General features: G+C 70.4%; 28 protein-coding genes. 17 read left to right on the top strand and 11 right to left on the bottom strand.

Annotated features, from left to right (window positions below):
- Positions 1-6 precede the first annotated feature (6 nt).
- The 4 genes from ABZ562_RS24160 to ABZ562_RS24145 all read right to left on the bottom strand — a co-directional run bounded on the left by ABZ562_RS24160 (position 7) and on the right by ABZ562_RS24145 (position 5,652).
- Entirely contained in the window at positions 7-1,815 is a 1,809-nt protein-coding gene (locus ABZ562_RS24160) for an FAD/NAD(P)-binding protein (RefSeq protein ID WP_361483309.1), read from the bottom strand.
- Positions 1,790-3,070, bottom strand: coding sequence for a pyridoxal phosphate-dependent aminotransferase (locus ABZ562_RS24155; protein WP_361483306.1), 1,281 nt, complete (start codon positions 3,068-3,070; stop codon positions 1,790-1,792). The genes ABZ562_RS24160 and ABZ562_RS24155 overlap by 26 nt, the downstream gene beginning before the upstream one ends.
- A 33-nt stretch (positions 3,071-3,103) precedes the next feature.
- Positions 3,104-3,862 carry a hypothetical protein gene (locus ABZ562_RS24150; protein ID WP_361483303.1) on the bottom strand — a complete coding sequence of 253 codons (759 nt, stop codon included), beginning with the start codon at positions 3,860-3,862 and terminating at the stop codon, positions 3,104-3,106.
- An 872-nt stretch (positions 3,863-4,734) separates the two neighbouring features.
- Positions 4,735-5,652, bottom strand: a complete 918-nt coding sequence (locus ABZ562_RS24145; RefSeq protein WP_361483300.1) for a DMT family transporter — start codon at positions 5,650-5,652, stop codon at positions 4,735-4,737.
- Between the two features lie 109 nt (positions 5,653-5,761).
- Here ABZ562_RS24145 and ABZ562_RS24140 point away from each other — a divergent pair, with 109 nt between their 5' ends.
- From ABZ562_RS24140 to ABZ562_RS24120, 5 genes are all read left to right on the top strand, one after another.
- Entirely contained in the window at positions 5,762-6,337 is a 576-nt protein-coding gene (locus ABZ562_RS24140) for a helix-turn-helix domain-containing protein (protein ID WP_361483297.1), read from the top strand.
- Positions 6,338-6,474: 137 nt separating this feature from the next.
- Complete coding sequence (locus tag ABZ562_RS24135; protein WP_361483295.1) at positions 6,475-7,716, top strand: carboxylate--amine ligase; 1,242 nt, start codon at positions 6,475-6,477, stop codon at positions 7,714-7,716.
- Between the two features lie 40 nt (positions 7,717-7,756).
- Positions 7,757-9,778: a hypothetical protein gene (locus tag ABZ562_RS24130; protein ID WP_361483292.1), complete on the top strand. Its 2,022-nt coding sequence runs from the start codon at positions 7,757-7,759 to the stop codon at positions 9,776-9,778.
- A gap of 39 nt (positions 9,779-9,817) precedes the next feature.
- Positions 9,818-10,495, top strand: a complete 678-nt coding sequence (locus ABZ562_RS24125) for a HEAT repeat domain-containing protein (RefSeq protein ID WP_361483289.1) — start codon at positions 9,818-9,820, stop codon at positions 10,493-10,495.
- On the top strand, positions 10,482-11,486 hold the full coding sequence (locus ABZ562_RS24120; protein ID WP_361483286.1) for a MerR family transcriptional regulator: 1,005 nt from the start codon (positions 10,482-10,484) through the stop codon (positions 11,484-11,486). The genes ABZ562_RS24125 and ABZ562_RS24120 overlap by 14 nt, the downstream gene beginning before the upstream one ends.
- A gap of 4 nt (positions 11,487-11,490) precedes the next feature.
- Here ABZ562_RS24120 and ABZ562_RS24115 read toward each other — a convergent pair whose 3' ends face one another.
- Together ABZ562_RS24115 and ABZ562_RS24110 are read right to left on the bottom strand one after the other, a co-directional pair.
- The gene (locus ABZ562_RS24115; protein WP_361483283.1) at positions 11,491-11,871 is read right to left on the bottom strand and encodes a hypothetical protein; all 381 of its coding nucleotides are present in this window, start codon (positions 11,869-11,871) and stop codon (positions 11,491-11,493) included.
- The gene (locus ABZ562_RS24110; protein ID WP_361483280.1) at positions 11,816-12,328 is read right to left on the bottom strand and encodes an ATP-binding protein; all 513 of its coding nucleotides are present in this window, start codon (positions 12,326-12,328) and stop codon (positions 11,816-11,818) included. The genes ABZ562_RS24115 and ABZ562_RS24110 overlap by 56 nt, the downstream gene beginning before the upstream one ends.
- A 99-nt stretch (positions 12,329-12,427) precedes the next feature.
- On the opposite strand from ABZ562_RS24110, the gene ABZ562_RS24105 reads away from it, so the two are divergent.
- Positions 12,428-13,240, top strand: coding sequence for a helix-turn-helix transcriptional regulator (locus ABZ562_RS24105; RefSeq protein WP_361483277.1), 813 nt, complete (start codon positions 12,428-12,430; stop codon positions 13,238-13,240).
- On the top strand, positions 13,237-13,488 hold the full coding sequence (locus tag ABZ562_RS24100; RefSeq protein WP_361483274.1) for a DUF397 domain-containing protein: 252 nt from the start codon (positions 13,237-13,239) through the stop codon (positions 13,486-13,488). The genes ABZ562_RS24105 and ABZ562_RS24100 overlap by 4 nt, the downstream gene beginning before the upstream one ends.
- A gap of 19 nt (positions 13,489-13,507) precedes the next feature.
- Here the strand turns inward: ABZ562_RS24100 and ABZ562_RS24095 are convergent, their stop codons facing one another.
- On the bottom strand, positions 13,508-14,011 hold the full coding sequence (locus ABZ562_RS24095; protein WP_361483271.1) for a MarR family winged helix-turn-helix transcriptional regulator: 504 nt from the start codon (positions 14,009-14,011) through the stop codon (positions 13,508-13,510).
- A gap of 102 nt (positions 14,012-14,113) precedes the next feature.
- On the opposite strand from ABZ562_RS24095, the gene ABZ562_RS24090 reads away from it, so the two are divergent.
- The 6 genes from ABZ562_RS24090 to ABZ562_RS24065 all read left to right on the top strand — a co-directional run bounded on the left by ABZ562_RS24090 (position 14,114) and on the right by ABZ562_RS24065 (position 19,738).
- Complete coding sequence (locus ABZ562_RS24090) at positions 14,114-14,545, top strand: nitroreductase family deazaflavin-dependent oxidoreductase (RefSeq protein ID WP_361483268.1); 432 nt, start codon at positions 14,114-14,116, stop codon at positions 14,543-14,545.
- Positions 14,546-14,617: 72 nt separating this feature from the next.
- Positions 14,618-15,841: a Bcr/CflA family multidrug efflux MFS transporter gene (locus tag ABZ562_RS24085; RefSeq protein ID WP_361483265.1), complete on the top strand. Its 1,224-nt coding sequence runs from the start codon at positions 14,618-14,620 to the stop codon at positions 15,839-15,841.
- Between the two features lie 86 nt (positions 15,842-15,927).
- Positions 15,928-16,356: a MarR family transcriptional regulator gene (locus tag ABZ562_RS24080; RefSeq protein ID WP_361483437.1), complete on the top strand. Its 429-nt coding sequence runs from the start codon at positions 15,928-15,930 to the stop codon at positions 16,354-16,356.
- Positions 16,353-17,756, top strand: a complete 1,404-nt coding sequence (locus ABZ562_RS24075; RefSeq protein WP_361483262.1) for an MFS transporter — start codon at positions 16,353-16,355, stop codon at positions 17,754-17,756. The genes ABZ562_RS24080 and ABZ562_RS24075 overlap by 4 nt, the downstream gene beginning before the upstream one ends.
- A gap of 11 nt (positions 17,757-17,767) precedes the next feature.
- Complete coding sequence (locus ABZ562_RS24070) at positions 17,768-18,340, top strand: isochorismatase family cysteine hydrolase (protein WP_361483259.1); 573 nt, start codon at positions 17,768-17,770, stop codon at positions 18,338-18,340.
- A 90-nt stretch (positions 18,341-18,430) separates the two neighbouring features.
- Positions 18,431-19,738 carry a cytochrome P450 gene (locus tag ABZ562_RS24065; protein ID WP_361483256.1) on the top strand — a complete coding sequence of 436 codons (1,308 nt, stop codon included), beginning with the start codon at positions 18,431-18,433 and terminating at the stop codon, positions 19,736-19,738.
- On the opposite strand, the gene ABZ562_RS24060 is transcribed toward ABZ562_RS24065, so the two are convergent.
- Positions 19,735-20,196, bottom strand: a complete 462-nt coding sequence (locus ABZ562_RS24060) for a TIGR03618 family F420-dependent PPOX class oxidoreductase (RefSeq protein WP_361483253.1) — start codon at positions 20,194-20,196, stop codon at positions 19,735-19,737. The genes ABZ562_RS24065 and ABZ562_RS24060 overlap by 4 nt on opposite strands.
- Positions 20,197-20,338: 142 nt before the next feature.
- Between ABZ562_RS24060 and ABZ562_RS24055 the strand changes: the two genes are divergently transcribed.
- Positions 20,339-21,175: a DMT family transporter gene (locus tag ABZ562_RS24055; RefSeq protein ID WP_361483250.1), complete on the top strand. Its 837-nt coding sequence runs from the start codon at positions 20,339-20,341 to the stop codon at positions 21,173-21,175.
- 14 nt (positions 21,176-21,189) lie between these two features.
- Here ABZ562_RS24055 and ABZ562_RS24050 read toward each other — a convergent pair whose 3' ends face one another.
- Complete coding sequence (locus ABZ562_RS24050; RefSeq protein WP_361483247.1) at positions 21,190-22,008, bottom strand: NAD(P)-dependent oxidoreductase; 819 nt, start codon at positions 22,006-22,008, stop codon at positions 21,190-21,192.
- Between the two features lie 266 nt (positions 22,009-22,274).
- On the opposite strand from ABZ562_RS24050, the gene ABZ562_RS24045 reads away from it, so the two are divergent.
- Both ABZ562_RS24045 and ABZ562_RS24040 read left to right on the top strand, forming a co-directional pair.
- Positions 22,275-23,255, top strand: a complete 981-nt coding sequence (locus tag ABZ562_RS24045; protein ID WP_361483244.1) for a 5-dehydro-4-deoxyglucarate dehydratase — start codon at positions 22,275-22,277, stop codon at positions 23,253-23,255.
- Entirely contained in the window at positions 23,252-24,412 is a 1,161-nt protein-coding gene (locus tag ABZ562_RS24040; RefSeq protein ID WP_361483241.1) for a hypothetical protein, read from the top strand. The genes ABZ562_RS24045 and ABZ562_RS24040 overlap by 4 nt, the downstream gene beginning before the upstream one ends.
- A gap of 398 nt (positions 24,413-24,810) precedes the next feature.
- Here the strand turns inward: ABZ562_RS24040 and ABZ562_RS24035 are convergent, their stop codons facing one another.
- Entirely contained in the window at positions 24,811-25,371 is a 561-nt protein-coding gene (locus ABZ562_RS24035; RefSeq protein ID WP_361483238.1) for a TetR/AcrR family transcriptional regulator, read from the bottom strand.
- Positions 25,372-25,467: 96 nt separating this feature from the next.
- Between ABZ562_RS24035 and ABZ562_RS24030 the strand changes: the two genes are divergently transcribed.
- Complete coding sequence (locus ABZ562_RS24030; RefSeq protein WP_361483235.1) at positions 25,468-26,211, top strand: SDR family oxidoreductase; 744 nt, start codon at positions 25,468-25,470, stop codon at positions 26,209-26,211.
- Here the strand turns inward: ABZ562_RS24030 and ABZ562_RS24025 are convergent.
- Entirely contained in the window at positions 26,183-26,683 is a 501-nt protein-coding gene (locus ABZ562_RS24025) for a transposase (protein ID WP_361483232.1), read from the bottom strand. The two genes, ABZ562_RS24030 and ABZ562_RS24025, sit on opposite strands and share 29 nt — an antisense overlap.
- Positions 26,684-26,772 lie beyond the last annotated feature (89 nt).

Raw genomic sequence — 26,772 nt, 5'->3', positions numbered from 1 at the left:
CCCTGTCTAGGTGATGATCAGCCCTGAGTCGTCCGGTACGGTGGTGCGTTGCGGTATTTTGGTCGCGGCGTCGGCCCAGTCGGCGGCGACCTGCTCGGCGGCTTTCACGAAGGCTCTGGCGTAATTGTGTTCGTTCTGCCAGAACCTGACGGGGGCACCGTACGACGACAGATGCGGCGACGGTCCGGAAAGGCTCCCCACGCGCCTCGTCACCCGGTATGTTCCGTGCGGGTCGAGAGCCAATCCGCCGGTAACGTACCCCGATTCCTCGTGGTGCACGATCTCGCCCCGTCGCAGGAGATTCCGCACCAGTGCCGAAGGGTGGCGTTCCAGGCTGAAATCCTGTGTCTTGGCCCGTACTACGCAGTCGGCCCGCACGCTGGAACGCCGGCCGTCGGCGGTCTCGTACGCGATCACGAATCCGCCGTCCTCGTGCACACTGACCGGTGGCTCCGCGTACCCGTGTTTCACGGTGGACAGAACTCCGGCGTCCATGAGGGCGATCAGTTTCTCCGCGTTCGCCGTCGGCATCGGCACCGCCGTCCGAATGAAGTGCGTGTCGAAAAGGCGGTCGTACACGACCTTGTCGCCGGGCTCCAGTTCCCGGTAGAAGCACATCCTCCGCGCCTTCAGGACGAGCGTGTAGACGGGATTTCCGTGACGTGAGTCCCGAAGGTCGTTTTCGAGTTTCTCTCTGGCCGAGGAGAACCGGGGATTTTCGACGTCGTGCCACCCCAGCGCCCCATCGGTCGCTCTGCGCAGATCCTTGTCCAACAGGTCCAGAATGGGCTCGATCCTCAGCTGCCCCCGGTGTTCCCTCCGGATACCGGCGAGGGCGTCCGGGGTGAGATGGGACAGCTCATGGCCGGTGAGCGGGCCCCGGACGGGGGGAAAGAACCCGGAGCGTGATCCGACGACGATGTGCGGCGGTTCTTCTCCCCCTCCCGACGGCGCCGGCCGGTAGGAGGCGACGTGTCCGTCCGCCGTGTACGTGAACTCGCCCTCATCGCACAGGGTCATGATGGCGTCGATGCCGCTCGGCCCCATCCCCTGGACGTAGATCCGCGGACGCGCACCCGGTGTCCGCCGTGACCGGACACGGCCGGCGACGACGGACCGGAGCCTGCCCGGCGGATAGGGAGCCGAGACGTACCCCGCGTGTTCCGCGAGCGCGTCGTTCTCCGCGGACTGCCAGTGCCCGGTGCTCAGCAGCACCCGGTCGAGTCCGTCCAGGCTGAACTCGCGGCCGGTGCCGAGGTCACGGAGCAGGACGGAGAAGCCGTCCTCCGTCGTCCGCCCGTCGAAGGCCTCGTGTCCCGTGTACTGCCGCACTTCGATCCCGTGGTCCCGGGCGATTTTGACGGCGTCCTGGAACCGGTGCTCCAGGTACAGGCCGAACAGGGCTCGCGGATAGAACTCGCCGTCCTCGGGCTTCCAGTCCGTCGGCTCGATCCCGGGGTGGGTCTCCAAGATGAGTTCCGGATGGTCGGCGACGAGCCAGGGCTTGCTCTCGGCGAGCCAGTCGACGAAGTCGTTGCCATGGATCCCCATGGTGCTCGCTTCGTTGTTGCACCGGTGTCCGAGTTGGGCGTTGTCCTTGGCGTAGGGGTAACCGGGGCCGTTCACCCGCCCCCGCTCCACCGTGGCGATCGTGATCGCGGAACGGGAGAGCGGGGACAGGCGTCCTGGAACGGTCAGCTCCCGGACCAGATGCCACAGCGCGCAGGTACCGGCGAATCCGGTGCCGATGACGCAGTATCTGACGGTTCCTACCGTGTTGGCTTTCAGCTCAGGGCTCCAGACGGCTGAGGGCACGCCTGATGCGTATGCCGGCTTGGCTCAGGATGGAAGCCGTGCGGCCGCAGTTGATCCGCACGAAGTGGCTGAGGCCCTTGTCCTCGGCGAAGTGGTTGCCGCAGATCGTGGCGACCTTCGCCTCCTCCAGGAGGAACTGGTCGGCCGTGACGTAGCCGTGCTCCTGGTAGGCGTGGGCGTAGCTCGACAGGTCGACGAAGAGGAAGTAACCCCCCTGGGGCGGCCTGACCCGCAGCGCGGGAACGGCCTCCAGTTCGCGGAGCATGGCCTCCAGGTTCGTGCGCGCGGTCCTGGCCCTCGCCGTCGCCACTTCGTCCATCGCCGGCTGGAGCGCGATGTGCGTCGCCACCTGGCCGTAGGTGGACGCGAACGACGTGAGGTTGACCTGTGCCCGGGCGGCGGCCTCGACGATGTCCGTCGGCCCGCACAGATAGCCGATCCGGTCCCCATGCATGCCGTACGTCTTGCCGGGGCCGGTCACCGTCAGCGTCCACGGCCGCATCGGGGTGAGACTCCCATCGGGGAGTGCGGCCTCGATGGCGGCGAACGTCTTGGCGCGGTCGCCCAGGACGTGGGCCTCGTAGGGGCAGTCGAACAGGACGTAGATCGGGCTCGCGCCGTCGGCCTCGCGCCGCAGGTTGTGCCGGGCGACGACCTGTGCCAGCGCGGAGAGTTCGTCCGTCGAGTAGATCTTGCCCGTCGGGTTGATGCAGTCGCCGAGTACAACGATCTTGGTCCGGTCGGAGATCGCCTGCTCGAGCGCCGGTGCCGTCAGCCCGTCCTCGGCCGTGACCAGGACCGTCTTCGGCACGGCCTCGTGCAGCAGCACCATGTCCGAGTAGTGCGGCCAGTTGGGCACCGGGACGATGACCTCGTCGCCCGGGTTCAGCAGGGCGTGGAGCACCACGGAGATGGAACCCTTCACGCCACCGGGCGTCACCAGGATCTCGTTCTCCGGATCGTATGCGATCCCGTGCAGACGGCTCACGCGCGCCGCAATGGATTCCCGCAGAAAGGGAAATCCTTTGATGGGGGCGAACGCGTGGATCACGTCGGATTTCGTCTGGATGAAATCGATCACGCCGCGGTCGATCCGAGGATCGGTGGGCGTGTCGAGAGCGCCTATGCTGAGGTCGATTACTTGGTCTTCCGCGGCGAGCCCGCTGTTCAGCGCTACGAGCTTGGCCGCGGTTCCGTGCGTCGCCGATTCCGGTATGTTCAGAACGGCGCTGGAGATTCCTCGGTTCTTCTGCACAGTTGTGTGGACTGCCTCTCTGGAGCCGCGGACTTAGCTGGTGACGGCCTTGTGCATCGCGTTCCACATCTCCAACTGGACGTCCAGCGTCGCCGTCGCGGCGGCGGCGATGGCGGCCACGTCCGCCTCGCTGTGGCAATTGTTCACCACGCACTTCTTGGCGTCCGCGGCGTGGCGCTCCTCGACTCCCTCGTCGCCCACGTGGACGTTGAAGTAGACCTCGACGTCGTGCACAAACTTGTCATGCGGGAGGACCTTGTTGGTGTTGCGGAACGCCGTACGGCAGATCTTGAGCATCCGGTCGGCGTGGGACTCCAGCGCCATCGCGACGCCCAGCATGCTGTGGTAGCCGGCGCCCAGCAGGTCCAGCGTGCGCCGACGGTACTCCAGGGTCTCCGGGATGACGAGCTTGCTGTCCCGCGCCTCCTTGACCAGCATCGGAGCCACACCGAACTCGACCTGACCGTGCAGGTTGTGGGTGTTCTCCATCAGTACCTCGTGGCAGTGCGCCGCGTTGCCGTCGCCGGTCTCCTCGTTGAGGATGTGCGAGAACAGGACCAGGGTGTCCATGTCGTCGTGGGCCGCCGCCTGGGCGCAGACATGGGCGATGCCCTTCACGGTGCCTTCGGTGCGGTGGTAGAAGTTCGCCCGGTGGAATTCGAACGATTCACCGGTCCAGGGCGTTCCCTCGAGGAGCTTGAAGTACTCGCTTTCGTAGACCGGGTGCCGGTCCAAGTCGTCGATGAGTGAGGTGACCGAGTCGTGGATCGACGTGCTCGAAAACGTTGTCATTCTCGTTTCCACTCCCGTTTCAGGCGCGATTGACTCGCGTGACGGCTTTGCCGAGCAATGACGCAGGGTGACGCACAGGATCGAGGCGGGGATCGGATCGAATAGAAGGTGAATTCATCCGTCCGCTTTATTGCGGCACTGGATGGGTGCACATCCATTCTGGTGTTCGTCGAACTCCCCGCTGATCTGTCGCGATCATCGTGTCCCACGGCTCTTTGGCTCCGCAGGACAGGAACCGGCCATGTCCGGGCCGCTGCCGGATGAGCCGGTGCGTACCGGGAGCCGCGCGGAAAGGCTGACGCGGCTGATCTGCGGGAAGACATGTTTCCACTGTGTATCAACGGCGTAAATCAAGACAGGGACTGCAGTGGAAATCAGGACAGCGATCACGGGAGCGCCCGCGAGCAGGGAACTCCGCGCGGGCGAACGTGTTCTCGGCGAAGGTGGCCGCCCGGGAGCGGTACCGTGCCTCAACTGCGAGTTTCCGCCGCCGAAGGACCGGCGACCGGAGTGTGAGCGGTACGACCGGTGGACTGGTGGCCGGTTGTCCAGATCGTGCCCTTGCGGTCAATGTGCGAACGGCCATGCGGTAAAGACGTGTTCCAGAAGCGCGATGAGCAGGGCGGATAGCGTGGTCTTGTTCCCCGCACCGGACACCGGCAGTCGTGTCGGTCAGGCCACGCGTATGGCTTTCGACGTACAGATGAACCGGAAGAGCCCGCCGGCGACCGTGCCTGTGGCCGTGGGAGGCATGCGATCCCGCCGTTCCATGCGCGCGGGCCGTGCGCGTCGCGGGCGACTGCCCCTTCCGCTTCCCCGGCGGGTGTCCGACACCTCGATCCGGACGCAGCCCGGCCTGTCCGGCGGCGCGGTCAGGGGACGACCTCGCGACGGGCCGCTTCCGGTTCCGGAGAGACCCGCGCCGACCGCCCGGGGCGCCCCGTGGCGGCCGCCACGCCGAGCACGCACACCGCCATTCCCGCCAGCGCCGCCGCCCCCGGCGCCTCGCCGAACATCGCGTACGCCCACACCGACGTCGTCGGCGGCGTCAGGTAGATCAGCGCCGAGGTGCGGGTGACGCCGCTGTGGCGCAGGCTCAGCCAGTAGAAGCCGTAGCCGCCGACCGTGGACAGCGCGACGGTCCAGCCCACCGCGAACCAGAAGCCGCCGCCGGACGGGGGCGCCGCGTGCCCGCCGGTGAGGGCGACCCCGGCGAAGAGCACCGCGCTGACGGCGCAGTGCAGTGGTATCGCGTCCATCGGCGCGAGCGGCGCCCGTGCCCGCCGCTCCAGGAAGCTGGTGGCCAGCAGGGCGGCCATCGCCGCGAAGGGGAGCCCGTACGCCCAGGGCGTGACGGCCGACGTCCCGTACAGGTCGCCCTGTACGACGAGGGCGACACCGCCCAGCCCGATCGCGAGCCCCACCCACTGCCGGGTGCTGACCGTCTCCCCGAGCAGCCGCCCGGCCAGGGCGCCGGCGGCCAGGGGTTGCAGGGCGGCGATCAGCGCGGCGGTCCCGGACGGTACGCCGAGCCCGACCGCCCACACGATCCCGCCCAGATAGCCGCCCTGCGACAGCGCGCCGATGACCGTCTGCTCGGCCACCGCGCGGAGGGGGAGCCTTCGTCGCCGGAAGAGCGTCCAGCCGCCGCCCAGCACGAGCGCCGCCGCGATGAAGCGCCACATCAGCAGCGTGTCGGCGGGAGCCTCGCGCGTGCCGAGTTCGGCGCCGATGAAGCCGGAACTCCACATCACGACGAGGCCGACGGACGTGATCGCGGTGACAGGCATGGGTTCCTTCCCGAGGCACTAGGTATACCGGTCTGTTTACTCCACTCTTCCCCTAGACTAAACAGATCGGTATACCCGTCAAGTCAGCACGTCGGGAGGGATCACGCTTATGGAAACGCTCACCCCCGCCGCCCGCCGCGTCCTCGACGCCGCCGCCGAGCTGTTCTACGGGCAGGGCATCAACGCGGTCGGCGTGGATCTGATCGCCCGGCACGCCGGGGTCACCAAGAAGACGCTCTACGAACGCTTCGGCAGCAAGGAGGCGCTGGTCGCCGCGTATCTGCGCGAGCGCGACGAGCGGTGGCGGGCCTGGCTGACCGGCGAAGTCGACAAGTCGCCTCGGCAGGGTCCGCGGGACCGCATCCTCGCCACCTTCGACGCCCTCGGCGTCTGGATGCGCCGCGAGAACCCGCGCGGCTGCGGCTTCGTCAACGCCGCCGCCGAGCTGCCGGACGCGGACCACCCGGCCCGCCGGGCGATCAGCGACCAGAAGCGGTGGCTGCGGAACTATCTGCGCGACCTGGCCGAGGATGCGGGTGCCCCGGAGCCCGACGCCCTCGCCGACGAACTCCTGCTGCTCCACGAGGGCGCCACCGTGCTGTACGGCCTGTCGGCCGTCCCCGACCCGGTCGATACGGCACGCCGGATGGCGCTGCGCGCCCTGGAGCGAGCGGAAATCGCGTAGCCGTCACCAGGAAACGGCTCTCCTGCGCGCCGCCGTGCGCGCGGACACGCGCGGGCGCGAGGGGCTTGCGCGGCAGGGTGTCGGGTAGGCGCCAGCCACGCCGTCGATGCGCGCAAGCGCCGAAGGAGAAACTGTCTATGCCGCAAGGTGAACCGATCACCAGGAACCCGGACAAAGGCTATGTAGCGCTTCTCGGCTGGAGTCTCAACGCGGTGGAAGCCCTCGATCGGTTCGACCGGCGATACGTCGTCGTGGCGCCGGAGTGGGCCGAGGAATACTGCGTCGACCACGACATCCCCTACGTGCCGTGGAATTTCGAGCGGCTCAACGACCGCTCCATGGAGATCGCCGAGACTCTTCAGAACGAGGGTGTCGACGTCGCGATCCCGCTGTTCGAGGAGACGGTGGAATGGGCGGGGGCGATCAACTCCGTTCTGCTGGACAACCCGCGTCTGTACGGTCAGGCCATGCTGCTGAGGGACAAGGCGCTGATGAAGCGCCGCGCGCAACTCGGCGGCATCCGGGTCGGAATATTCGAGGAGGCCCACGACCGGGACGACGTGATCCGCTTCCTCAAGCGCGTCAACCAGACCCTGCTCAAGCTGGACGGCGACCCGAACGACCCGATCCATCTCAAGGCGTTCGACAAGGCAGGATGCCTCGGGCACCGCGTCATCCGCACTCCGGACGAGATCGATACGATTCCGGAGGAGGAGTTCCCGGTCCTCATGGAATCCCACCTCGATGGCTGGGAGTTCGCGGTCGAGGCGTGGATACACAACGGGAAGATCAAGTTCCTCAACATCTCCGAATACGTCACGCTGGGATATTCGGTGTTCGTGCCGGCGACCCCGGAACTGGAGCGGTACCGCCCGCAGATCACGGCGCAGATCGAAAAGCTCATCAAGACGTTCGACATCGAGTTCGGCTTCGTGCACCCAGAGTATTTCGTCACCAGTGACGGTGAGATGTACTTCGGAGAGGTCGCCTACCGGCCGCCCGGATTCAAGGTGTTCGAGCTGCTGGAGCGGGCATACGGGTTCAATGCCTACCATGGGCTGGTGCTGGCCTTCGACCCGAAGACGACCGAGGAGGAGATCGACGCCTTCTTCCCGCGCGAGGTGGTCGACGCGTCCGGGGTGGCCGGCTGCTTCGGTGTCTACCCGCGCCGCCGTGTCGTCAGCGAACTGGAGATCCCCGAGGAGACCGAGGACGACGACTACTACGAGTCGCACGACCTCTCGGCGCCGCTCGAGGAGACCGTCACCAAGAGGACCGCGTTCGGCACCCACTGGGGTCTGGTGTACTTCTTCGGTGACGACCCCTACCGGATGCGCGAACTGTTGAAGAAGCAGGAACAGCTCGACTTCTACGTCTGACGGCCCTCGTCGGCGCAGGAGACCTACCCGAGGAAATCCTTTGAAACCGACCGTCGACGTCAGCGGTGGGGCCACGACGCTGGACAAGCGCGTGGCCTCACTCGACGACGCCATCCAGGCCCTGGCCGAAACCCGCGACTTCGGTAAGCACACGAAGCTGCGGCGGGTTCTGGAAGCATTGCGGCGGGTGCTCATGCAGCCGGGCGGCCCCGCGGCGGTGCAGGCCAGGGCGCAGACCCTTGAGGAAGCCGGGCTCTTCCAGGGGACGGACTGGGCGTCACCGGAGATCCTCATCCCGGCGCTGGTCGGCCCGGGCCTGCACAGCAAGGAAGCGGACACCGTCGTCATGGAGGCGACCAGCGAGCTGCGGCTGCTCGCTGTCGCCCGCGGCGAGTTCGCGCACCCGACGCTGCCCGCCGAGGACGCCCGCCAGTTCCTGTCCCAGGTCATGGCCATGAACCTGGAGCTGCTGTTCACCCCGCCCAGCGAGGCGGAGCGGACCCAGCAGGGCCGGACCGCACAGCTCATCCGGGACCTGTTCCGTCACCTCGCCGACGGGATCGGCTACGACAGCGTCCTGGACAACCTGGTCGACGAGGTCTGGCGGATCCTGCGCCAGCGTCCGATCCAGGTCGAGGCGGTGCAGTCCCTGATCACCCGGGTGGCGGCCTACCGCGACGATCCGGACGTCGACCTTGGCGTGTCGGGCATCGACCGGCTCATCACGAGCCTGTACGGGACCACCGAGGCGTGCCGGGAGGACCCGGGCATCGAGGTCTTCCGCTCCCGGCTCGAGGCGATGGACACCGGCGGCCTGCAGTATGAGGCGGCGGGGTTCGCGCGGGCCATGCACGACACCGGCCTGGTGTCCCCGTACCACGCGGAACTGCTCCGGTTCCTGCTGAGCGAGAGCGACTACCTCGTCGGTGAGGCGCTCGGGCTGTCCGACACCGGCCGGAACTGCCTGCTGCGCTACAGCGAACTGGTGCACCGGCTGATCGAGGTGGCCGTGCATCCGCAGACCGCGCAGAGCGTCTACGGGCTGGCGCTGCTGCTCGACCGCGGCATCCTCTACGAGCCGCCGATCGTGCCCGCGCTGTGGCGCCAGCTGGCCCTTGAGCTCTCCCCGGTCGCGCGGGAGCGGTTGACGACGGTCTTCGGCGAGGTGCCGGGCCCGCGGGCGCGGCTGGTCGCGGGAGTGCTCTCGATGCTGGGCCAGCCGCTCGGCGTCGGCCAGGGCGACAACCCCACCTGCCAGTCGGCCCGCGCGCTGTCGATGTGGTCCTACAACGACCCGGACTACCTGCTGCAAATGGTGGTCTGGGCGGCCCGCGACGACGAGGTCATCATGCACTTCGAGGGGCAGCCGATCTCGTCGAAGGACAGCGCGACCGGAGTCGCCAGCACGCTGCCGATGGACCTGGACCCCGTGTCGCTGCTCGTGGTGCCCCACCTGGACCGGATCTACGCCGAGATGGGGCGGCGCTGCGCCGGGCGGCCGGGGGACCCGCACCGGTGGGTCAACCCCGAGTTCCACGGCTGGTGGGCGGGCCGTGGGTTCCACATCAACGTCGACGTCGCGACCGGCAACCTGGTCGACCTCGACGCGTTCCTGCGGCAGTTCCACGCCACCTACCACCCGTCCTACAACGGCGAGCAGCCGCTGATCCATCCGCAGCCGGCCGGTGTCGCCGTCACCGACAGCGCGGCCCGCTACGTCGGCTGGCACGCGATCACGATCCTGCGGGCCGCGCCGGACCCACAGGACGTCATGCGGGTGTATTTCTTCAACCCGAACAACGACAGCGGCCAGGACTGGGGCGACGGCGTGGTCGTCTCCACCGCGGGCAACGGCGAGCGGTTCGGCGAGGCCTCACTGCCGTTCGACCAGTTCGCCTCGCGGCTCTACATCTTCCACGCCGACCCGCTCGAGCAAGGTGAACCGGAGCGGGTGCCCGCCGAGGACATCGCGCGGATCATCGGCTACATCGAGCGCAGCTGGGGCAACGACCGGCTGCCCGCGGGGACGCTGCAGGCCCTCGAAGGGCCCACGGGCCTGTGAGCTTGACCTTGACACGGTGACAAGGTCTTGACTGCGGATGTGGACACGAATACGGCACGCGCTCTTCAGGGGCTGGAACACAACAACTCGTCGGTCCGGCTGCAGGCGGCGCTGGCGGTCGGCACGACCCCGGACCCACGGTTCGTCGGCACGCTCGTCGAGCGGTGCGCGATCGAACCCGATTTCTCCGTGCGCGAGATGCTGACGTGGGCCCTCACCCGCCACGCGGCGTCGATGACGGTCCCGGTGCTGTGCGCCGAAGTCCGCTCGGAGCGGGCGCAGGCACGGAGTCAGGCGCTGCACACGCTGTCCAAGATCGGGGATCGGGGAGCCTGGCCGGTGATCACACCGGCGCTGCTGGCCGACGCCGACGACGAGGTGGCCCGGAGCGCCTGGCGGGCGGCGGTCGTGCTCGTGCCCGAAGGTGAGGAGAAGGAGCTGGCCGTAGGGTTGGCGACACAGCTCGGGCGCGGCGGACGCGAGACGCGGCTGAGCCTCAGCCGGGCGCTGATCGCGCTCGGAGAGGTGATGCTGCCGACGCTGGGCGCCGCGACGGCCCATCCCGACCCTCGCGTGCGCGCCCACGCGATCGCCACCGAGCGGCTGTGGCGCGACCCGGACGCCGGGTTCGAGTTCGCGCTGGAGGAGGCGAAGCGCGTCGTGGCCCTCGGCGCGGGCGGCCAGGAGGAGCGGGGGCAGGCGAGTGCTGATCGGTGATGTCGCGCGGCGTGCCGGGGTCAGCGCCCGCATGCTCAGGCATTACGAATCGCTCGGGCTGGTGCGGCCGACGGGCCGTACCGGCTCCGGCTATCGGGAGTACTCCGGCGAGAACATCCGGCGGATCTTCCACATCGAGAGCCTGCGGTCGCTGGGGCTGTCACTGCGCGACGTCAGGCGCACGCTCGAGGACCCCGGCTTCGCGCCCGCGGAACTGGTCGACGACCTCATCCGGCAGACACGAGACCGCATCGCGGCGGAGACGGAGCTGCTGACGCGACTGCGTCGGATCGGGGCCGCGGAACCCGCCGGGTGGGAGGACGTCCTCCAGACCGTCGCGCTCCTCCAGGCGTTGGGGTCGAAGAGCGCGGCGGCGCGGCAGCGCGCGGCCCTGTCGGCCGTCGAGGACGTGCCCGTGCCGGTGGAAGCACTGGTCGAGGCCGTGCTGAGCGAGTCGGACCCGCACGTGGCCGGAGCCCTCCGCTGGGCTCTGGCGCAAACGGGCGGGGACGGGCTGGCGCTGCTGGCGGACGGCCTCGGCTCACCGGAGGCCGAGGTGCGGCAACGTGCCGTCCAATGCGTCGCCGAGATCCCGAACGGTGAGGCGACCGCACTGCTGCGGGACGCCCTCACCGACCCCGACATCGTGGTCCGTGGGTACGCGGCGCTGGCCCTCGGGGCGCGCGGCGTGGCGGACACGGTCCCGACGCTCATCGACATGATCGTCGAGGAGCGGAACGACGTCGACGCGGCCGACGCGCTGAGCACGCTGGCGCGCGATCCCGCGTTGGCGGATCAGATCGCCACCGGGCTCGTCGACCGCCTTGCCCAAGCCGCCGTGGGACCGGCCGCGCGCCGGCGGCTGACCCAGGCGCTCGCGGACATCCCGGGCAGCCTGGCGTCCCGTGCCCTCGCGGATCTGTCGCATGACGACGACCGTGCCGTCGCGCTCACCGCGACGTACGTCCTCACGCTGCGCGGCAGCGAATGAGGGGTCAGCCGTCCGCTTCCGCCACGGGGGCGGAAGCGGACTCCATCGCCTCCACGAAGCGGCGCACCGTGTCCGCGTCGCACTCCCCGCGCACCGTTATCGACCGCCCGTTGGCGCTGATGACGACGGCGGGCGCGGTGGGGCGCGCGGCGCGCCAAGCGGCGTAGGACAGTCCGAGGTTCAGCGCGCCGAGCCCCTGGCTGACCACCAGATCGATGATCTCCAGCTTCCCGTGCGGGCGGGCCGGGAGCATGTTCAGATCGGCATGCGCGCGAACGTCCGTGTCCTGCCGCAGCCACCGGTACAGGTCGTGGATCGCGAGATCCCCATCATCCGCCTCGGCGCTGATCTTCACGCGCAGGGCGGTTTCCAACCGCTGCTTCATGGTCGCCCACGATAGGGCCGAGGGGGCTGTGTTTGGTGGCGATCTCAGCCCAAACGGTCTTCCCGGGCCCGCCGTTGGGCCGTGGCCCAACGGCCCACCGCTCCGCGAACTGCGATACGAGGAACAGTCCGCGCCCTGTTTCGGCGTCCGGCGTCGCCGTGGTGAGCGCGGGCAGCCGCTCGGTCCGGGTGTCGGAGACCTCGATACGGATCGGGCCGGACGCGTCCAGGGGTGCGGTCAGGCGTACGTGGAAGTCTCGCCCGGGGACGCGTCCGTGACGCACCGCATTGGCGCACAGCTCGCTGGCGATCAGCGTCGTGATCTCGTTGGGGCTGGAATCGTACGGGTACCCCCACGCGGCCAGCCGGTGCGATACGAGCCGCCGCGCGAGCCGCGCACCGCGCGGCGTCGAGGTGAAGCGCATGGCGAACTCGCTAGGGGGATTTTCGGTCGTCATGGCAACGAGAGTGGCGGTCGCGTGCCTAGCCTCACCAGTAAGCGCGCCTGTACGGACAGTGTCTGTCGGACACGAGGGCGCGAGGGCAGGGGTGGTGACATGGCAGGTACGGACGAGTCGTCAGCGTTCCTGAGGGGGTTCGGGAGGCAGCTGAAGCTGTTGCGGGAGGCGGCCGGGCTCACCCAGGCGGAGCTGGGGGCGCGCGTCGGGTACAGCGCGGATCAGATCGCATCGGTGGAATGCGGGCGCCGCATCCCCAAGCCGGACCTGATTGACAAGGCCGATGAGGTTCTGGGGGCCCGAGGTCTCCTCAAGGCGATGAAGGAGCGGGTCGCGCTGGAGCGGTACCCGGCGTTCTTCCGCGATGCGGCGGAGATCGAAAAGGAAGCCGTTGAGCTGTATTCGTACGAAACCCAGGTGTGCAAGGGGCTGCTACAGACGAAGGACTACGCGCGAGCCGTACTGGGCATGTACCGCCCCTTGCTGGACGAAGAGCTGATCGAGCAGCGGGTCGCCGCACGGCTGGAGCGCCAGGCCATCTTCAGCGTCCGGCCCGCACCCCTCATGGGTTTCGTCATGGAGGAGGCCATTCTGCGGCGCCCCTATGGCGGGAAGCAGGTTCTGCGCGGACAGTTGGAACATCTGCTCCTCATCGGTGAGAAGCGCAATGTGGAGATCCAAGTCATGCCGACGGATCGAGAGGACCATGCCGGAGCCGATGGACCCTTCAGCTTGATGATTCCTAAGGGAGGGGAGCAGATCGCGTACGTCGAAGGTCAGGCAAGCGGCGTCCTGCTCACCGACCGGGAAGAGGTCCGCGTCATCGCCGCACGGTATGGGATCATCCGGGCCCAGGCTCTCAACCCAGGGGAGTCGTTGGCGCTGATTGAGAAGGTGCTGAGGGAGCTATGAGTATGGGCATAGGCGAGTTGGTCTGGTTCAAGAGCAGCTACAGCGGCGGCGAGGGCGGTCAGTGCGTCGAGGTCGCCATGGAGTGGCGTAAGAGCAGCTACAGCGGCAGCCAGGGCGGCGATTGCGTCGAGGTGGCCGCCTGCCCGAGCACCATCCACGTCCGTGACAGCAAGGACACCACCGGCCCGGTGCTGACGTTCCCGGCCACCGCGTGGGACGCGTTCGTGGGGTTCGCCGCGAACAACTGAACCCACCGGCCCAGCCCGTTCAGTCCTCTGGATGGGCTGGGCCGTCGTCGTTCAGGAGCGCCGTGGTGATCCGGTCGAGAGATGCCGTCAAGCGACGGCGGTCGTCGGGCGGCACGGGGGCGACGAAGTAGCGCTCCACGATGCGGGCGTGGGCGTCCACCGCACGCACGAACGTCCGCTCACCCTCCTCCGTCGCCTCGACCAGCGTGACCCGGCGGTCGTCGGGTGACGGTACGCGGCGTACGAGGCCCGCAGCCTCCATGCGGTCGACCAGCCGCGTGACCCCGCCGCTGGTCAGGATGACGTCGTCGGCCAGCGTGCGCTGGGAGACCTGCTCCTCCGGGTCCCGGCACAGCCGCAGCAGCACCTCGAACATGACGTGGCCGATCCCGGCCTCCGCCCGCATGGCGGCGTCGATGCGCCGCTCAAGGTGGGTCGCGGCCTTCAGCAACAGACCGAACTCGTGGACCAGCGGCCCGCCGGCCGCCTGCGCGGCCGTGCGCTTCGGTGAGTCGGCCCCCATATCCATTGCCTTCCCGTGCGGATCTTGCGCGCAGTCTAGTCATGCGGCCAGTGGGCGCGGGCGCACGGAATAACTCAGTAGCTCGTCGGGTTCTGGGCCGACATGAGTGACGAGCAGTCAGAGTTCAAGGTGCCAAGCTGGGTCGGCGAACAAGTCGAGAGGATCTTGCGGACCGGGACGACGGAGGGGATCGAGGTGCTCGGTTCGCCCGTCGTGCTGATGACGCTGCGAGGGGCGAAGTCCGGCAAAATCCGCTACACGCCGGTGATGCGCGTGGAGCACGACGGCAGCTATGCGGTGGTTGCCTCGAAGGGCGGCGCACCCGAGCACCCCGTCTGGTACCACAACCTCAAGGCGCATCCGGAGGTCCCGCTCCAGGACGGGACCGTGACGAAGACGTACGTCGCCCGTGAGGTGTCCGGCGCCGAGCGCGCGCAGTGGTGGGAGCGGGCCGTGGCGGCCTATCCGTCCTACGCGGAGTACCAGGACAAGACGGACCGCCGGATCCCGGTCTTCGTGCTGGACCCCACGTGACGCGTCGGACGTACCGAGTAAAACACTGACTCGTCAATTGCTGAGCAGTCAGTAATATCGTACGCTGCGGCCATGGACACCGCCGCCACGTCATCACCCACCGCCACCGGGACCGCGCCCGCGCCCAGCCGTGGGCTGCGGCTGCTCGTCGTGCTGGGGGCGCTGTCGGCGTTCGGGCCGCTGTCGCTGGACATGTACCTGCCCGCGCTGCCCGCTCTCGCCCGCGACTTCGGCGTCCCCGACGCGGGCGTTCAGCTGACCCTGACCAGCTGCCTGATCGGGCTCGCCGTGGGACAGCTGATCGCCGGGCCGCTGAGTGACCGGTGGGGGCGGAGGGTGCCCCTCCTCATTGGGCTCGCCGGGTACATGGCGGCGTCCGTGCTGTGCGCCTTCGCGCCGAACGTCACCGCCCTGACCGGGCTGCGCGCCGTACAGGGCATAGCGGGCGCGGCAGGGATCGTGATCAGCCGGGCCGTCGTCCGCGATCTGTACGAGGGGACGGCCGCCGCGCGCTTCTTCTCCCTCCTGATGCTGGTCAACGGCGTGGCGCCGATCCTCGCCCCGGTCGTCGGCGGTCAGCTGCTGCGGTTCACGTCCTGGCGCGGGGTCTTCCTGGTCCTCGCCGTCATCGGTGCCGTTCTGCTCGCGGCCACCGTGGTCGTCGTGGGGGAGACGCTGCCTCCCGCGCGGCGGCGCCGGGGTGGGCTCGGGCAGACGATCCGCAGTTTCGGCGCCCTCCTCCGCGACCCCGGCTTCGTGCGGCCCGCGCTCGCGGGCGGGTTCGCGTTCGCCGCGATGTTCTCGTACATCTCGGCGTCGTCCTTCGTGCTCCAGAACACGTACGGGCTGGACCCGCAGCAGTTCAGCATCGTCTTCGCGGCCAACGCCCTGGGCATCATGCTGCTCGGCCAGGGCAACGCCCGGCTGCTGCGCAGCCGCACACCGCACACCCTGCTGACGGCCGGGATCGCGCTGTGCGCGGCCGGTGGCGGCGCGCTGCTGGTGTCCGTGCTGACCGGCCTCGGGGTGGTCGCCGTGCTCGTGTCGCTCTTCGCGCTCGTATCGAGCATCGGCCTGATCATGCCGAATGCCACGGCGCTGTCGATGTCCGGGCACCCGGAGGCGGCCGGGACCGCGTCCGCGCTGCTCGGGCTGTTGCAGTTCGCGCTGGGCGGCGTCGCCGCGCCGCTGGCGGGGCTCGGCGGCAACGGGTCGGCGCTGCCGATGGCCCTGGCCATCGCCGCGTGCGCGGCGGCAGCCGTCGCGGTGCACCTGTGGCCCGTACGCCGCAGCTGAACGACAGGCCAGCCTGTTCAGTGCAGACTGGACAGGCTGGCCTGAAGAAATTTACGGTAGGGGGCATGGCAGAGACTCCACCCGGCATGTCCGCGTCGTCCGTGCGCGCCGCGCACGAGATCCGCGTCGTCGTCGGCCGCCTGCGGCGGCGGCTCAGGGAGACGTACGACATGGAAGGGCTCACCCCCACGCAGACGTCCGTGCTCAGCAGGCTCAGCAAGGACGGACCGTCCTCGGCCAGCGCTCTCGCCGCCGCCGAGCGCGTCCGGCCGCAGTCCATCGCGCTCACCCTCGGCGTGCTCGACGAGCGCGGGCTGATCGAGCGGCGGCCCGATCCGGACGACGGGCGGCGGCAATTGATCTCGGTGAGCGTGGCGGGCCAGGCGTTCCTGGAGGACAACCGACGGGCGGGCGAGGAGTGGCTGGCCCGCTCCCTGGAAACCGGCTTCACCGAGGACGAACGGCAGACCGTCATCGAGGCACTGGCCCTGCTCGACCGGCTCAACGCCATATGATCACGCGGCTCATACGACGCGTCAGCAAGCCCCAGGCGCCCGGCGGCTTCGACCGCAGGCTGCTCGCGCCGATGATGCTGGGGTCGATCCTCAACCCGGTCAACTCCTCCATCGTCTCGGTGTCGTTGGTGCCGATCGGCGCGGCCTTCGGCGCGCCGCCCGCGCAGACCGCCTGGCTGGTCTCGGCGCTCTATCTGGCGACCGCGATAGGCCAGCCCGTCGTGGGGCGGCTGATCGATCTGTACGGGCCGCGCCGCCTGTTCCTCGCCGGTGCGGCGCTGACGGGGCTGTCGGGGCTCATCGGCGTGCTGGCCCCGAACCTGGGCGCGTTGATCGTCGCCCGGGTGGTGCTCGGGTTCGGGACCTGCGCGGGCTATCCGGCCGCGATGTACCTCATCCGCAGCGAGGCGAGGCGCACGGGCAAGGAGAGCCCCGCCGGGGTGCTGACCGCGCTCGCGGTGGCCAACCAGACCGTCGCGGTGATCGGCCCGTCCCTGGGCGGGCTGCTGATCGGGCTGGGTGGCTGGCGTACGACGTTCGCCGTCAACCTTCCGCTCGCCGTGGCCGGGCTGATCCTCGGCGCCCGGCGGCTGCCGAAGGCCCACCCGCGCCGTGAAGGCGGAGGGGCCGGGCTGGACCTCGTCGGCATGGTGCTGTTCGCCGGGATGCTCGTATCGCTGCTGCTGTTCCTGATGGAGCCGGGCGCCGGCCGCTGGTATCTGCCGGTGCTCATGGTGGCGGCGGCGGTCGGGTTCGCGGTGCGAGAGCTGCGGGTGGCGGAGCCGTTCATCGATCTGCGGGTGCTCGGAGGGAACGTTCCGCTGCTGCTGACGTACGCCCGTATGCTCCTGGTCGCCGTCGTGTCGTACGTCATGCTGTACGGCTACACCCAGTGGCTCCAGGAGGGGCGGGGGCTGACCGCGTCGCAGGCGGGGCTCGCGCAACTGCCGCTGTTCCTGGCCGCGATAGCGGTGTCCACGGCGACCGGCCGCCGCAGCGAGGTGCGCGGCAAGCTCATCGTCGGCGCGGTCGGGCAGATCGCCGTATGCCTCATCCTGCTCACGCTCCAGCCGCACAGCCCGGTGTGGCTGCTGATCGCCGTCGCGCTCGTGTGCGGCGTACCGCAGGGGCTGAACAACCTGGCCCTGCAGAACGCGGTGTACCACCAAGCGGACCCCGAGCGGATGGGCTCGTCGGCGGGGCTGCTGCGCACGTTCCTCTACATCGGCGCGATGGTCGCCTCCGGCGCCAACGGCGTCTTCTTCGGCGCCCGCGCCGACACCGTCGGTCTGCACGGCCTGACCTGGTTCATGCTCGCCATCGCCGGACTGTTCCTGGCGATGACGGTCGCGGACCGCTCGCTGGGCCGCATCGCCTCCACCCCTTCTCCTCAGCGCTGAAAGGCTCAACCATGTCGAACACCGCACTGCTCGCGATGGACATCCAGAACGGCATCGTGGGCCGCATCGCCGCCCCCGACTACCTGCCGCGCCTGGCCCGCGCGGTCGACGCCGCCCGGAGCGCCGGGATTCCGGTGCTGCACGTCGTGGTCGGCTTCCGGTCCGGCCACCCGGAGGTGTCGGAGCGGAACATGGCGTTCAGCGGACTGGGGAAGTCCGGGGCGTTCACGCCGGTGGACCCGGGCGCCGCGATCCACCCGGACGTCGAGCCCCGGCCCGACGAGACCGTGATCACCAAGAAGCGGATCAGCGCCTTCGCCGGAAGCGACCTGGAGATGGTCCTGCGGTCCCAGGGCATCACCGATCTCGTCCTGACCGGCGTCGCGACCAGCGGTGTCGTGCTGTCAACGCTGCGGCAGGCCGCCGACCTGGACTACCGGCTCACCGTGCTGGCCGACGGCTGCGCCGACACCGACGAGGAGGTGCACCGGGTGCTCACCGAGAAGGTGTTCCCGCGTCAGGCGACCGTGACGACCGTGGACGCGTGGGTCGAGGCCGTCGCCGCACAGGGCCCCAAGGCGTAACCGGTGACAGTACGCTGACCCGGGAGCCCGCTCCCTCGTCGTACCGGGCGCCGTTGTACCCAGTGCCCATCGAGCGAGCAGGAGAGCACCTTGGCCACCACAGCCCCGCACGGCGCCCCCGTCCCCGAACTGGACCCGGACGCCGTCAAACGGTGGCGCGCCACCTCGGGGGCGGTGGTCGATCTGCTGACCCTCGCGCGCGAACTCGGCGGGGTCAGCGCCGTACGGCTCGGGCCGCGCCCCACCGTGCTGGTCACCGACCCGGAGGCGGTGCGGCACGTCCTCGCCCTGCACCCCGACCGCTACGTCAAGCGCTCCCACCGGGCGCGGGTACTCGTCGGCGACGGGGTGCTCTCCGCCACCGGGGAGGCGTGGAAGCGGCAACGCCGCCTGCTCCAGGCCCAGTTCACCGGGGCGGGCATCCGCCGCTACGAGGAGCGCATCGCCGCCGCCGCGCGCCGGGCCGCCGAGCGCTGGGCGGCCGCCGCCCGTACCGGCGCCCCCACCGACGTCGCCGAGGACCTGCGCTTCTTCGCCCTCGACACCATCTGGCGCTCCCTCACCGGCCACCCCCTCGACGAGGCCACCCACCGCGAGCTGGCCGCCGTCGAGGCCGTGGGGGCCGCCCTCCCGTCGACCCCCTCCGCTTCCGCCGACATGGAGGCGCTGCGCGCCACCGTGGCCGCCGACCTCGCGCGGATCGACGCCGTCGCCGCACGCGCGATCGCGGCCGCCCGCCGGGGAGAGGCGGGCCCGGACGGCCCCGGCGTGCTGCGCGTCCTGGTGGACGCCGGGGAGACCCGGCCCGAATACACCGACCAGCTCATCCGCGACGAGCTGGTCACGCTGATGGCCGCCGGGCACGAGACCACCGCCACCACCCTGTCCTGGCTGTACCTGCTGCTCGACCGCCACCCCGAGGCCCGCCGCTGGGCCCTGGACGCGGGCCCCGAGGGCTCGCCCGAGCGCGAGAGCGCCCTGCGCGCCCTCGTCTCCGAGACCATGCGGCTCTATCCGTCGGCGTGGCTGATCCCCCGGCACGCCACCGAGGACGACACCCTCATCGGCTACCGCGTGGAGGCGGGCACCGACATCTTCGTCTGCCCCTACCTCACCCACCGCGACCCGGCCCTGTGGCCGGACCCCGAGCGGTTCGACCCGACGCGGTTCGCCGGAGTGGACCGCTCCTCCCAGCAGGGCGCGTACTACCCCTTCGGTCTCGGGGCCCGGGCCTGCCTGGGCGCGCAGTTCGCGATGCGCGAGACGACCGAGCTGCTGCGGCACCTCCTGCCCGCTTTCACCCCCGCGTTCCGGTCCACCCCGCCGGCGACCGTGTTCGGCTTCACGGTCCGCCCGGACGGCCCGATGCCCGCCATGATCACCGCCGACGGCACTTAGGGGGTGTCGAAGTCCAGCGCCGTCCCGTACAGCCGGTCCACCTTCAGCCGGACGACCACCCGGCGCTCGGCGACCAACTGCTCCAGAAACGCGTCCTCGTCCTCCGGCTTCGCGGCGTGCGGCAGCATCCCCAGCAGCTCCCGCCCCACCGCGTCCCCCGGAGTCGTCGTCACCTCGGAGACCTCGGCCTCCCCCTCCGCCACGGCGAACGACCACGGGTCGCCACCCTGCACATGCACCGCCGCCCGGGGCTCGCGCCGCAGGTGCGTGACCTTGACCCGGTCCGCCGTGGTGGAGAACCGCACGATGCGGGCGTCGGGGTCCCAGCCGTAGACCATGGTGGTCAGGTGGGGGTGGCCGCTGCGCTTGACGGTGGCGAGCGTGCCGAACTGCTGGGCGGCGAGCAGCGCGGAGGCGGCGTCGTCGGAGAGGGGTCTGGGTCCCGGATTCTGAGTCATGATCAGCACAACCCTCGCTCCCGCCCCGGCATTCCGACCCCTCGTAGGTTCATCACGATGCACCGCGCAGTCGCTTATATTTGACAGAACCCGGTCGGTCCCCCGTACGGTCTGGTCATTCCGATGACGAGAGGGACGTGCCGTGATCGCTCTGCTGCTGGCCCTGGGCAGCTCACTCGCCTACGGGTGCGCCGATTTCCTCGGCGGCCTCGGCGCCCGCAAGGCCCACGTGCTGCGCACCGTGATGGTCGCGGCCCCGGCCAGCCTCGCGATCGAGCTGCTGCTGTGGCCGGTGCTCGGCGCCTCGTTCAGCCTCCGCGTCCTCGGCTGGGGTGTCGCGTCGGGCGTCGCCTCGGCCGCCGCGTTCGCCCTGCTCTACCGCACCCTGGCGATCGGCCCGATGAACGTGCTGTCGCCCTTGACCGCCCTCGTGTCCGCCGCCCTGCCCGTCGCGGTGGGGCTGTCGCAGGGGGAGCGCCTGGGCACCGCCGGGCTGGTGGGCCTGCCCCTCGCGCTGATCGCGGTCGTGCTGGTCAGCGCGGGCCACGGCGCGGGTTCGGCGCGCCCATCCCGTACCGCGCTGCTGCTCGGCTTCGGCGCGGGCACCGCCATCGCCGTCCAGCTCATCTGCCTGCACCAGGCCCCCTCCGACAGCGGCGTGGCCCCGCTGATCGTGGGCCGGACGGTCGCCTCGACGGTCACCCTGGCCGCGGCCGGGCTGATGCGGCGCAAGCTGGGCCCCGAGCGGCCCGCGTACGCGATGTCGGCGACGGCGGGCGTGCTCGACTCCCTGGCGAACCTCCTCTTCCTGCTCGCCTCCCGCAGCGGCGACCTCGCCGTCGTCGCCGTGATCACCGCCCTCTACCCGGCCGGTACGGTCCTCCTCGCCCGCGGCGTCCTCGCCGAACGCGTCCACCGCGGCCAGCTCGTCGGCCTGGGCACCGCCGCCGTGGCCGTCAGCCTCCTGGCCCTGGCGTGATCCACAAGACCCCCTTAGTGGGGCCAGATCGGCGGGTTGGTGCAGAACGCGCCGCCCAGGTGGGCGTGGTCGGGGTTGGCCGGGTCCAGTTCGCCCTGTTCGGCGATGAGCTTCGCGGCGTACGGCTCCGAGTCGTCCTGCGGGTCGTAGCCCAGCGCCCGCGCTGAGGACAGGTCCCACCACAGGCGGGTGTTGGCCGAGCTGCCGTACACGACGGTGTAGCCGACGTCCTGCGCGGTGAGGGCGGCGTGCAGGAGGCGGGCGCCGTCGGCCGGGCTCATCCAGATCGACAGCATCCGCACGTTCGTCGGCTGGGGGAAGCAGGAGCCGATGCGGATGGCGACGGACTCGATGCCGTGCTTGTCCCAGTAGTACGAGGCCAGGTCCTCGCCGAACGACTTGGAGATGCCGTAGTACGTGTCCGGGCGGCGCGGGGTGTCGATCGGGATCAGCGGGGCGTCGTCGCCGGCGGGGCGGGGCGTGAAGCCCACCGCGTGGTTGCTGGAGGCGAAGACGATCCGGCGGACGCCCGCCTCGCGGGCCGCCTCGTACAGGTTGTACGTGCCCTGGATGTTGGCGGCGAGGATCTTCTCGAACGAGGCTTCCAGGGAGATGCCCGCCAGGTGGATGATCGCGTCGACGCCCTCGACCGCCTGGCGCAGCGCGTCCTTGTCGGCGAGATCGGCGATGATCGCGTCCGGGGCGTCGGGCATGGGGGCGACATCGAGCAGGCGCAGCTCGTAGCCGTACGGGGGCAGCAGCTCGCGCATCAGGGTGCCCATGCCGCCGGCGGCGCCGGTGAGGAGGATGGTGCGGGGAGCGGGCGCGGACATGGGCGGATCTCCTCCGTACGGTTACGGACACGGACGCCTGGCGGGACGTATATGTGCATCTGGTTCAGATGTATGGACAACCTAGGGAGTGTGGGGGGTGGCGTCAAGGGTGATCGATCCGCGCGTGGCCCCTTGACCCGTACGCGACGGCTGCCTTACGGTGTCCGCGTTCATGAATATAGATGCCGATCAGAAACGTGCACGATTCGGTTCGTCGGTCGCACGGCTGGGCCGGCGGGGGTCGGCGTACTCGACAGGGAGAGCCCGTGACCACAGCCCCCTCGACCTCGGCATCGTCACTCGCCGAGCGCCTTGACGGACTGCTGTTCTTCCCCGTGACCGCCTATGGGCCCGATGGTGCCCTCGACCTCGAGGTCTACCGCACTCACGTGCGCCGAGGCATCGAAGCGGGCGCGGGGGCCGTTTTCGCGTGCTGCGGTACGGGGGAATTCCACGCGCTGACGCCGGAGGAATTCCACGACTGCGTCACCGTGGCGGTCGAGGAGGCCGCGGCGGTCGAGGCCGCCGGCGGGGTGCGGGTGCCGGTCGTCGCGGGCGCCGGGTACGGGACGGCGCTGGCCGTCCAGTACGCCAAGCTCGCGGAGCGGGCGGGGGCCGACGGGCTGCTCGCCATGCCGCCGTACCTGGTGGTCGCGGACCAGGAGGGGCTGGTCCGGCACTACACGGCGGTCGCGGGCGCGACCGGGCTGGACGTCGTCGTCTACCAGCGCGACAACGCCGTCTTCACACCGGAGACCGTGGTGCGGCTGGCGCGGGTTCCGGGGATCATCGGGCTGAAGGACGGGCTCGGCGACCTGGACCTGATGCAGCGGATCGTGAGCGCGGTGCGGGAGGCGGGAGCGGACGAGGGGTTCCGGTACTTCAACGGGCTCCCGACCGCCGAGCTGACCGGGCTCGCGTACCGGTCGATCGGGGTGACGCTCTACTCGTCCGCCGTCTTCTGCTTCGTGCCGGAGGTCGCGCTGGCGTTCCACCGTGCGCTGACGGCCGGGGACGACGACGTCGTCAACCGGCTGCTGGACGGCTTCTTCCGGCCGCTCGTCGAACTGCGGAACCAGGGGCGGGGATACGCCGTATCGCTGGTGAAGGCGGGTGTGCGGCTGCGCGGGCTGGACGTGGGCGAGGTGCGGCCGCCGCTGAGCGAGCCGAGCGCGGCGCATGTGAAGGAGCTGGCCGGGCTCATCGAGCGGGGCATGGAGCTGGTGGGGGAGGGCGGGGCGCGATGAAGTCCTCTGCTTTCGTCTATCCCTGGGATGTGGTCGGGGATCCGGACGCGGCGGCGCGCATCGCCGACCTGGGCGTACGGCAGGTCACCCTGGCCTCGGCCTATCACTCGACGCGGGCCCTGACCCCTCGGCACCCCGAACACCGGATCGTGACCGCCCGGCACGCGGCGGTGCTGTACCCCCCGGACGCGGAGCGGTGGGCCGGGCGGACGCTGCGGCCGTACGAGCAGGCGTGGGTGGCCGGGGCCGACCCCTTCGGCGAGGCCGCGGAGGCGCTGGCCGGGGCCGGGCTGGAGGTGCACGCGTGGGTCGTGCTGGCCCACAACTCGCGGATGGGGGACGAGCATCCGGGCACCTCCGTACGGAACGCGTACGGGGACCGGTATCCGTGGGCGCCGTGCATCGGGCGGCCCGAGGTGCGGGAGTATCTGGTCGACCTGGCGGCCGAGGCGTCGGCGCGGCCGGGGGCGCTGGGCGTCGAGCTGGAGTCCTGCGGGTGGTACGGGCTCGCCCATCTGCACGCCCACGACAAGATCGGGGGCGTGGGGCTGGGGGACGAGGCGCAGTACCTGATGTCGCTGTGCTTCTGCGAGTGCTGTTGCGCGGGCTACGAGGGGCTGGGCGCGGACCCGGGGGAGCTGCGCGGGGCCGTACGGCGGGCGCTGGCCCCGGTGTGGGCCGGGGAGCCCGCCCCCGGGGCCCTGGACGCGGACGTGGCCGGGGTCTTCTCGGCGTGGCGGGACGGGGTCGCGAGCGGGCTGCAGCGGGACGCCGTCGCGGCGGTACGGGCCGCGGCCCCGGCCGGCTTCCAGGTGCTGCTGCACGCGGTGCCGAACCGGCGGGGGGTGGGGGCCAACGTGGGCGTCGACCCGGCGGATGTGCTGGCGCACGCGGATGGGGTGGTGCTGCCGTGCACCGGTGACGGGGCGGTGCGCGCCGCCGTCCTCCCGCCGTTCGTCCCGCACCGGCGGGAGGGGACGGTGCTCGCCGCGAACTTCACGGTGGTGGCGGGGATGGGGGGCCGGCCGTCGGCGCTGGTGGATGACGCGGCGCATGCGGTGGAGTTGGGCGCGGATGAGATCCGGCTGTACCACGCCGGGTTGGCGTCGGATGGGGACTTGGGGGAGGTGCGGAAGGCGCTGGCCCGGCTGGGGTGACCTTTCCCCGCCCCGCCCCTTCCCGCTCCGGGGCTCCGCCCCGGCCCCGGGTGGGGGGCTCCGCCCCCACACCCCCGCCGGGGCTCCGCCCCTGGACCCCGCTCCTCAAGCGCCGGAGGGGCTGGGGGTGGGGCATTTCCGCCTCTGGGTCCCGTTCCTTGAGCGCCGGAGAGGCTGGGGTATCTCCGCCCCCCGGGCGTGGCTGCTCAGGTGCGGGAGGGGCTGGGTGGTGGGGTGTCCCCGCCCCGGGTTCGGCTGCTCTGGCGCCGGAGGGGCTGGGGTATCTCCGCCCCCCGGGGCGCGGCTGCTCTGGCGCCGGAGGGGCTGGGGGTGGGGGCCCTGAACCCGCTCCTTGAGCGCCGGAGGGGCTGGGGTGTCCCGTCTTGCCGTATGGGCCCTCACCGGTCCGCGTCGCGTCGGCGGAGGCCGTCGAGGATGACGCTCATCAGCGGCCGTGCCGTCGATTCCCACGCGTCCCGGTCCAGCCGGCCGAGGTAGGCGATCAGCAGCAGGACCCCGTGGGCGTCCACGTCCGTGCGGAGGGAACCGGCCGCCTGCCCGGCGTCCAGCAGGTGACCGAGGGCGCCTTCGATGGGGTTGTGGCTGTGGGCGACGAGGTCCTGCCACGCCGCCGGTTCGAGCGCCGCCAGGACGCCGTGCTTGATCTCGGCGTAGTCGATCACCCGGTCGAGCCAGTGACGCAAGGCTTCCACCGGCTCGTGTTCCGCCAGCAGCGCGGGGGCGGCGGCCACGAGCGCTTCGACGTCGCGCCGGTAGACCTCGGCGAGGAGCGCTTCGCGGTTGGGGAAGTTGCGGTAGAGCGTCCCCTGTCCCACACCGGCGCGCTTGGCGATCTCGTTGAGGTGGACGTGGCTGGACTCGGCGAGGGCCGCGCGGGCGGCCTCCACGATGCGGGTCCGGTTCCGCGCCGCGTCCGGACGGCGTGCTGGCGCGCTCATCTGTCTCTCCTGGCGTTCCGTCTGCGACAAGTGGACACGTGTCCGGTAGGGTGAACCCCGCTGCGGACACGTGTCCACTTTACTTTGGAGGCAGCAGTGCTCTCTCTGCACGGCAAGGTCGTCGCCATCACCGGGGCGAGCGGCGGCATCGGCGAAGCCACGGCCCGTCTGCTCGCCGGGCGCGGCGCCGAGGTCGTCCTCGCGGCGCGCCGCGGCGAGCGCATCGACGCGATAGCGCGGGACATCCGGGAGGCCGGGGGCCGTGCCGCCACGTGCGTCGTCGACGTCACCCGGGCCGGGGACCTGCGGCGCCTGGTCTCCACCACCACCGGCCAGTACGGCCGTATCGACGTCCTGGTGAACAACGCCGGCATCGCCCCGATCAGCCCGCTGGCCGACCTCGACACCGAAGGGTGGTCGGCCATGATCGACGTCAATCTGCGCGGCATGCTCAACGGCGTCGCCGCCGCGCTGCCCGTCTTCCGCGAGCAGGGGGCGGGCCACCTGGTGAGCATCGTCTCCGTGGCGGGCCTGTCCGGCGTGTCCCCCTCGATGGCGGTCTACGCCGCGACCAAGAACGCGGTGCGCACCATCCATGAGGGGCTGCGCACGGAGTCCACCGACGGGGTGGTGCGTACGACGGCCATCTCGCCGGGATACGTCCGCACCGATCTCGCCGACTCCATGGCGGACCCGCACCTGCGGGAGCTGACGCGCGAGAACATGGCCGCGGTGGGCATCCCGCCGGAGGCCGTCGCCCGCGCGGTGGCCTTCGCCGTCGAGCAGCCCGATGACGTCGAGATCGGCGAGATCAACGTGCGCCCGACCGTCCAGGCGTGATCACAGCCCGCCTAAGAGATGTCTCTGCGACGGCGCGGCGCTTGCGGAACCGCCGGTAGGCCCGGTCCTTGATGATCTTCCGGTCAGGTTCGCGCCGGGGCGAGCGGATCCGCTCGATCCCTTGATAACCACCGTCGCCGGACAGGCGGGGGTGATCGGGCAGGGTCCTGCCGAGGGTCTCCCGGAAGACCACCACATCGTTGCGGTTGCCCGGCCAGGTGTCACCGACCGCGACGATACGGCGGTCGTGGGCCCGGCAGACGATCTGCACGTTCACGCTGCGCCGGTAGTTCTTCGACTTCTTCGTTTTCCTCTGGTCGTGCACCGGAATGAGGGTGCCGTCCGCCAGCCATAGCTCCCGCCGGTCGGTGGGCGGCTTGGTGCGGTAGCCCAGGACGACCAGCAGCACCCGGTCGCCGAAGGCAAGTGACCAGGGCCGCCCGCACCCGCTGTCCGGGCGGCACCGCCACAAACGGTGATCAGGGCATGCATCTGCGGCCCGGACAGCCCCGTCCACGCCTTCAACTGAGCTGAACGGCAGGTGGCGAGACGAAGTTCCAT

The organism is Streptomyces sp. NPDC019937 (assembly GCF_040631655.1).
GTDB lineage: Bacteria > Actinomycetota > Actinomycetes > Streptomycetales > Streptomycetaceae > Streptomyces.
Note: the sequence above shows the minus strand (reverse complement) of the source record. Positions and strands in the feature narration are given on the sequence as shown.

Coding starts and splice junctions, on each gene's coding strand:
- ABZ562_RS24150 (WP_361483303.1), bottom strand. CDS start 3,862: ATGACAACGTTTTCGAGCACGTCGATCCACGACTCGGTCACCTCACTC.
- ABZ562_RS24145 (WP_361483300.1), bottom strand. CDS start 5,652: ATGCCTGTCACCGCGATCACGTCCGTCGGCCTCGTCGTGATGTGGAGT.
- ABZ562_RS24140 (WP_361483297.1), top strand. CDS start 5,762: ATGGAAACGCTCACCCCCGCCGCCCGCCGCGTCCTCGACGCCGCCGCC.
- ABZ562_RS24135 (WP_361483295.1), top strand. CDS start 6,475: ATGCCGCAAGGTGAACCGATCACCAGGAACCCGGACAAAGGCTATGTA.
- ABZ562_RS24115 (WP_361483283.1), bottom strand. CDS start 11,871: ATGAAGCAGCGGTTGGAAACCGCCCTGCGCGTGAAGATCAGCGCCGAG.
- ABZ562_RS24110 (WP_361483280.1), bottom strand. CDS start 12,328: ATGACGACCGAAAATCCCCCTAGCGAGTTCGCCATGCGCTTCACCTCG.
- ABZ562_RS24105 (WP_361483277.1), top strand. CDS start 12,428: ATGGCAGGTACGGACGAGTCGTCAGCGTTCCTGAGGGGGTTCGGGAGG.
- ABZ562_RS24100 (WP_361483274.1), top strand. CDS start 13,237: ATGAGTATGGGCATAGGCGAGTTGGTCTGGTTCAAGAGCAGCTACAGC.
- ABZ562_RS24095 (WP_361483271.1), bottom strand. CDS start 14,011: ATGGGGGCCGACTCACCGAAGCGCACGGCCGCGCAGGCGGCCGGCGGG.
- ABZ562_RS24090 (WP_361483268.1), top strand. CDS start 14,114: ATGAGTGACGAGCAGTCAGAGTTCAAGGTGCCAAGCTGGGTCGGCGAA.
- ABZ562_RS24085 (WP_361483265.1), top strand. CDS start 14,618: ATGGACACCGCCGCCACGTCATCACCCACCGCCACCGGGACCGCGCCC.
- ABZ562_RS24080 (WP_361483437.1), top strand. CDS start 15,928: ATGTCCGCGTCGTCCGTGCGCGCCGCGCACGAGATCCGCGTCGTCGTC.
- ABZ562_RS24075 (WP_361483262.1), top strand. CDS start 16,353: ATGATCACGCGGCTCATACGACGCGTCAGCAAGCCCCAGGCGCCCGGC.
- ABZ562_RS24070 (WP_361483259.1), top strand. CDS start 17,768: ATGTCGAACACCGCACTGCTCGCGATGGACATCCAGAACGGCATCGTG.
- ABZ562_RS24060 (WP_361483253.1), bottom strand. CDS start 20,196: ATGACTCAGAATCCGGGACCCAGACCCCTCTCCGACGACGCCGCCTCC.
- ABZ562_RS24050 (WP_361483247.1), bottom strand. CDS start 22,008: ATGTCCGCGCCCGCTCCCCGCACCATCCTCCTCACCGGCGCCGCCGGC.
- ABZ562_RS24040 (WP_361483241.1), top strand. CDS start 23,252: ATGAAGTCCTCTGCTTTCGTCTATCCCTGGGATGTGGTCGGGGATCCG.
- ABZ562_RS24035 (WP_361483238.1), bottom strand. CDS start 25,371: ATGAGCGCGCCAGCACGCCGTCCGGACGCGGCGCGGAACCGGACCCGC.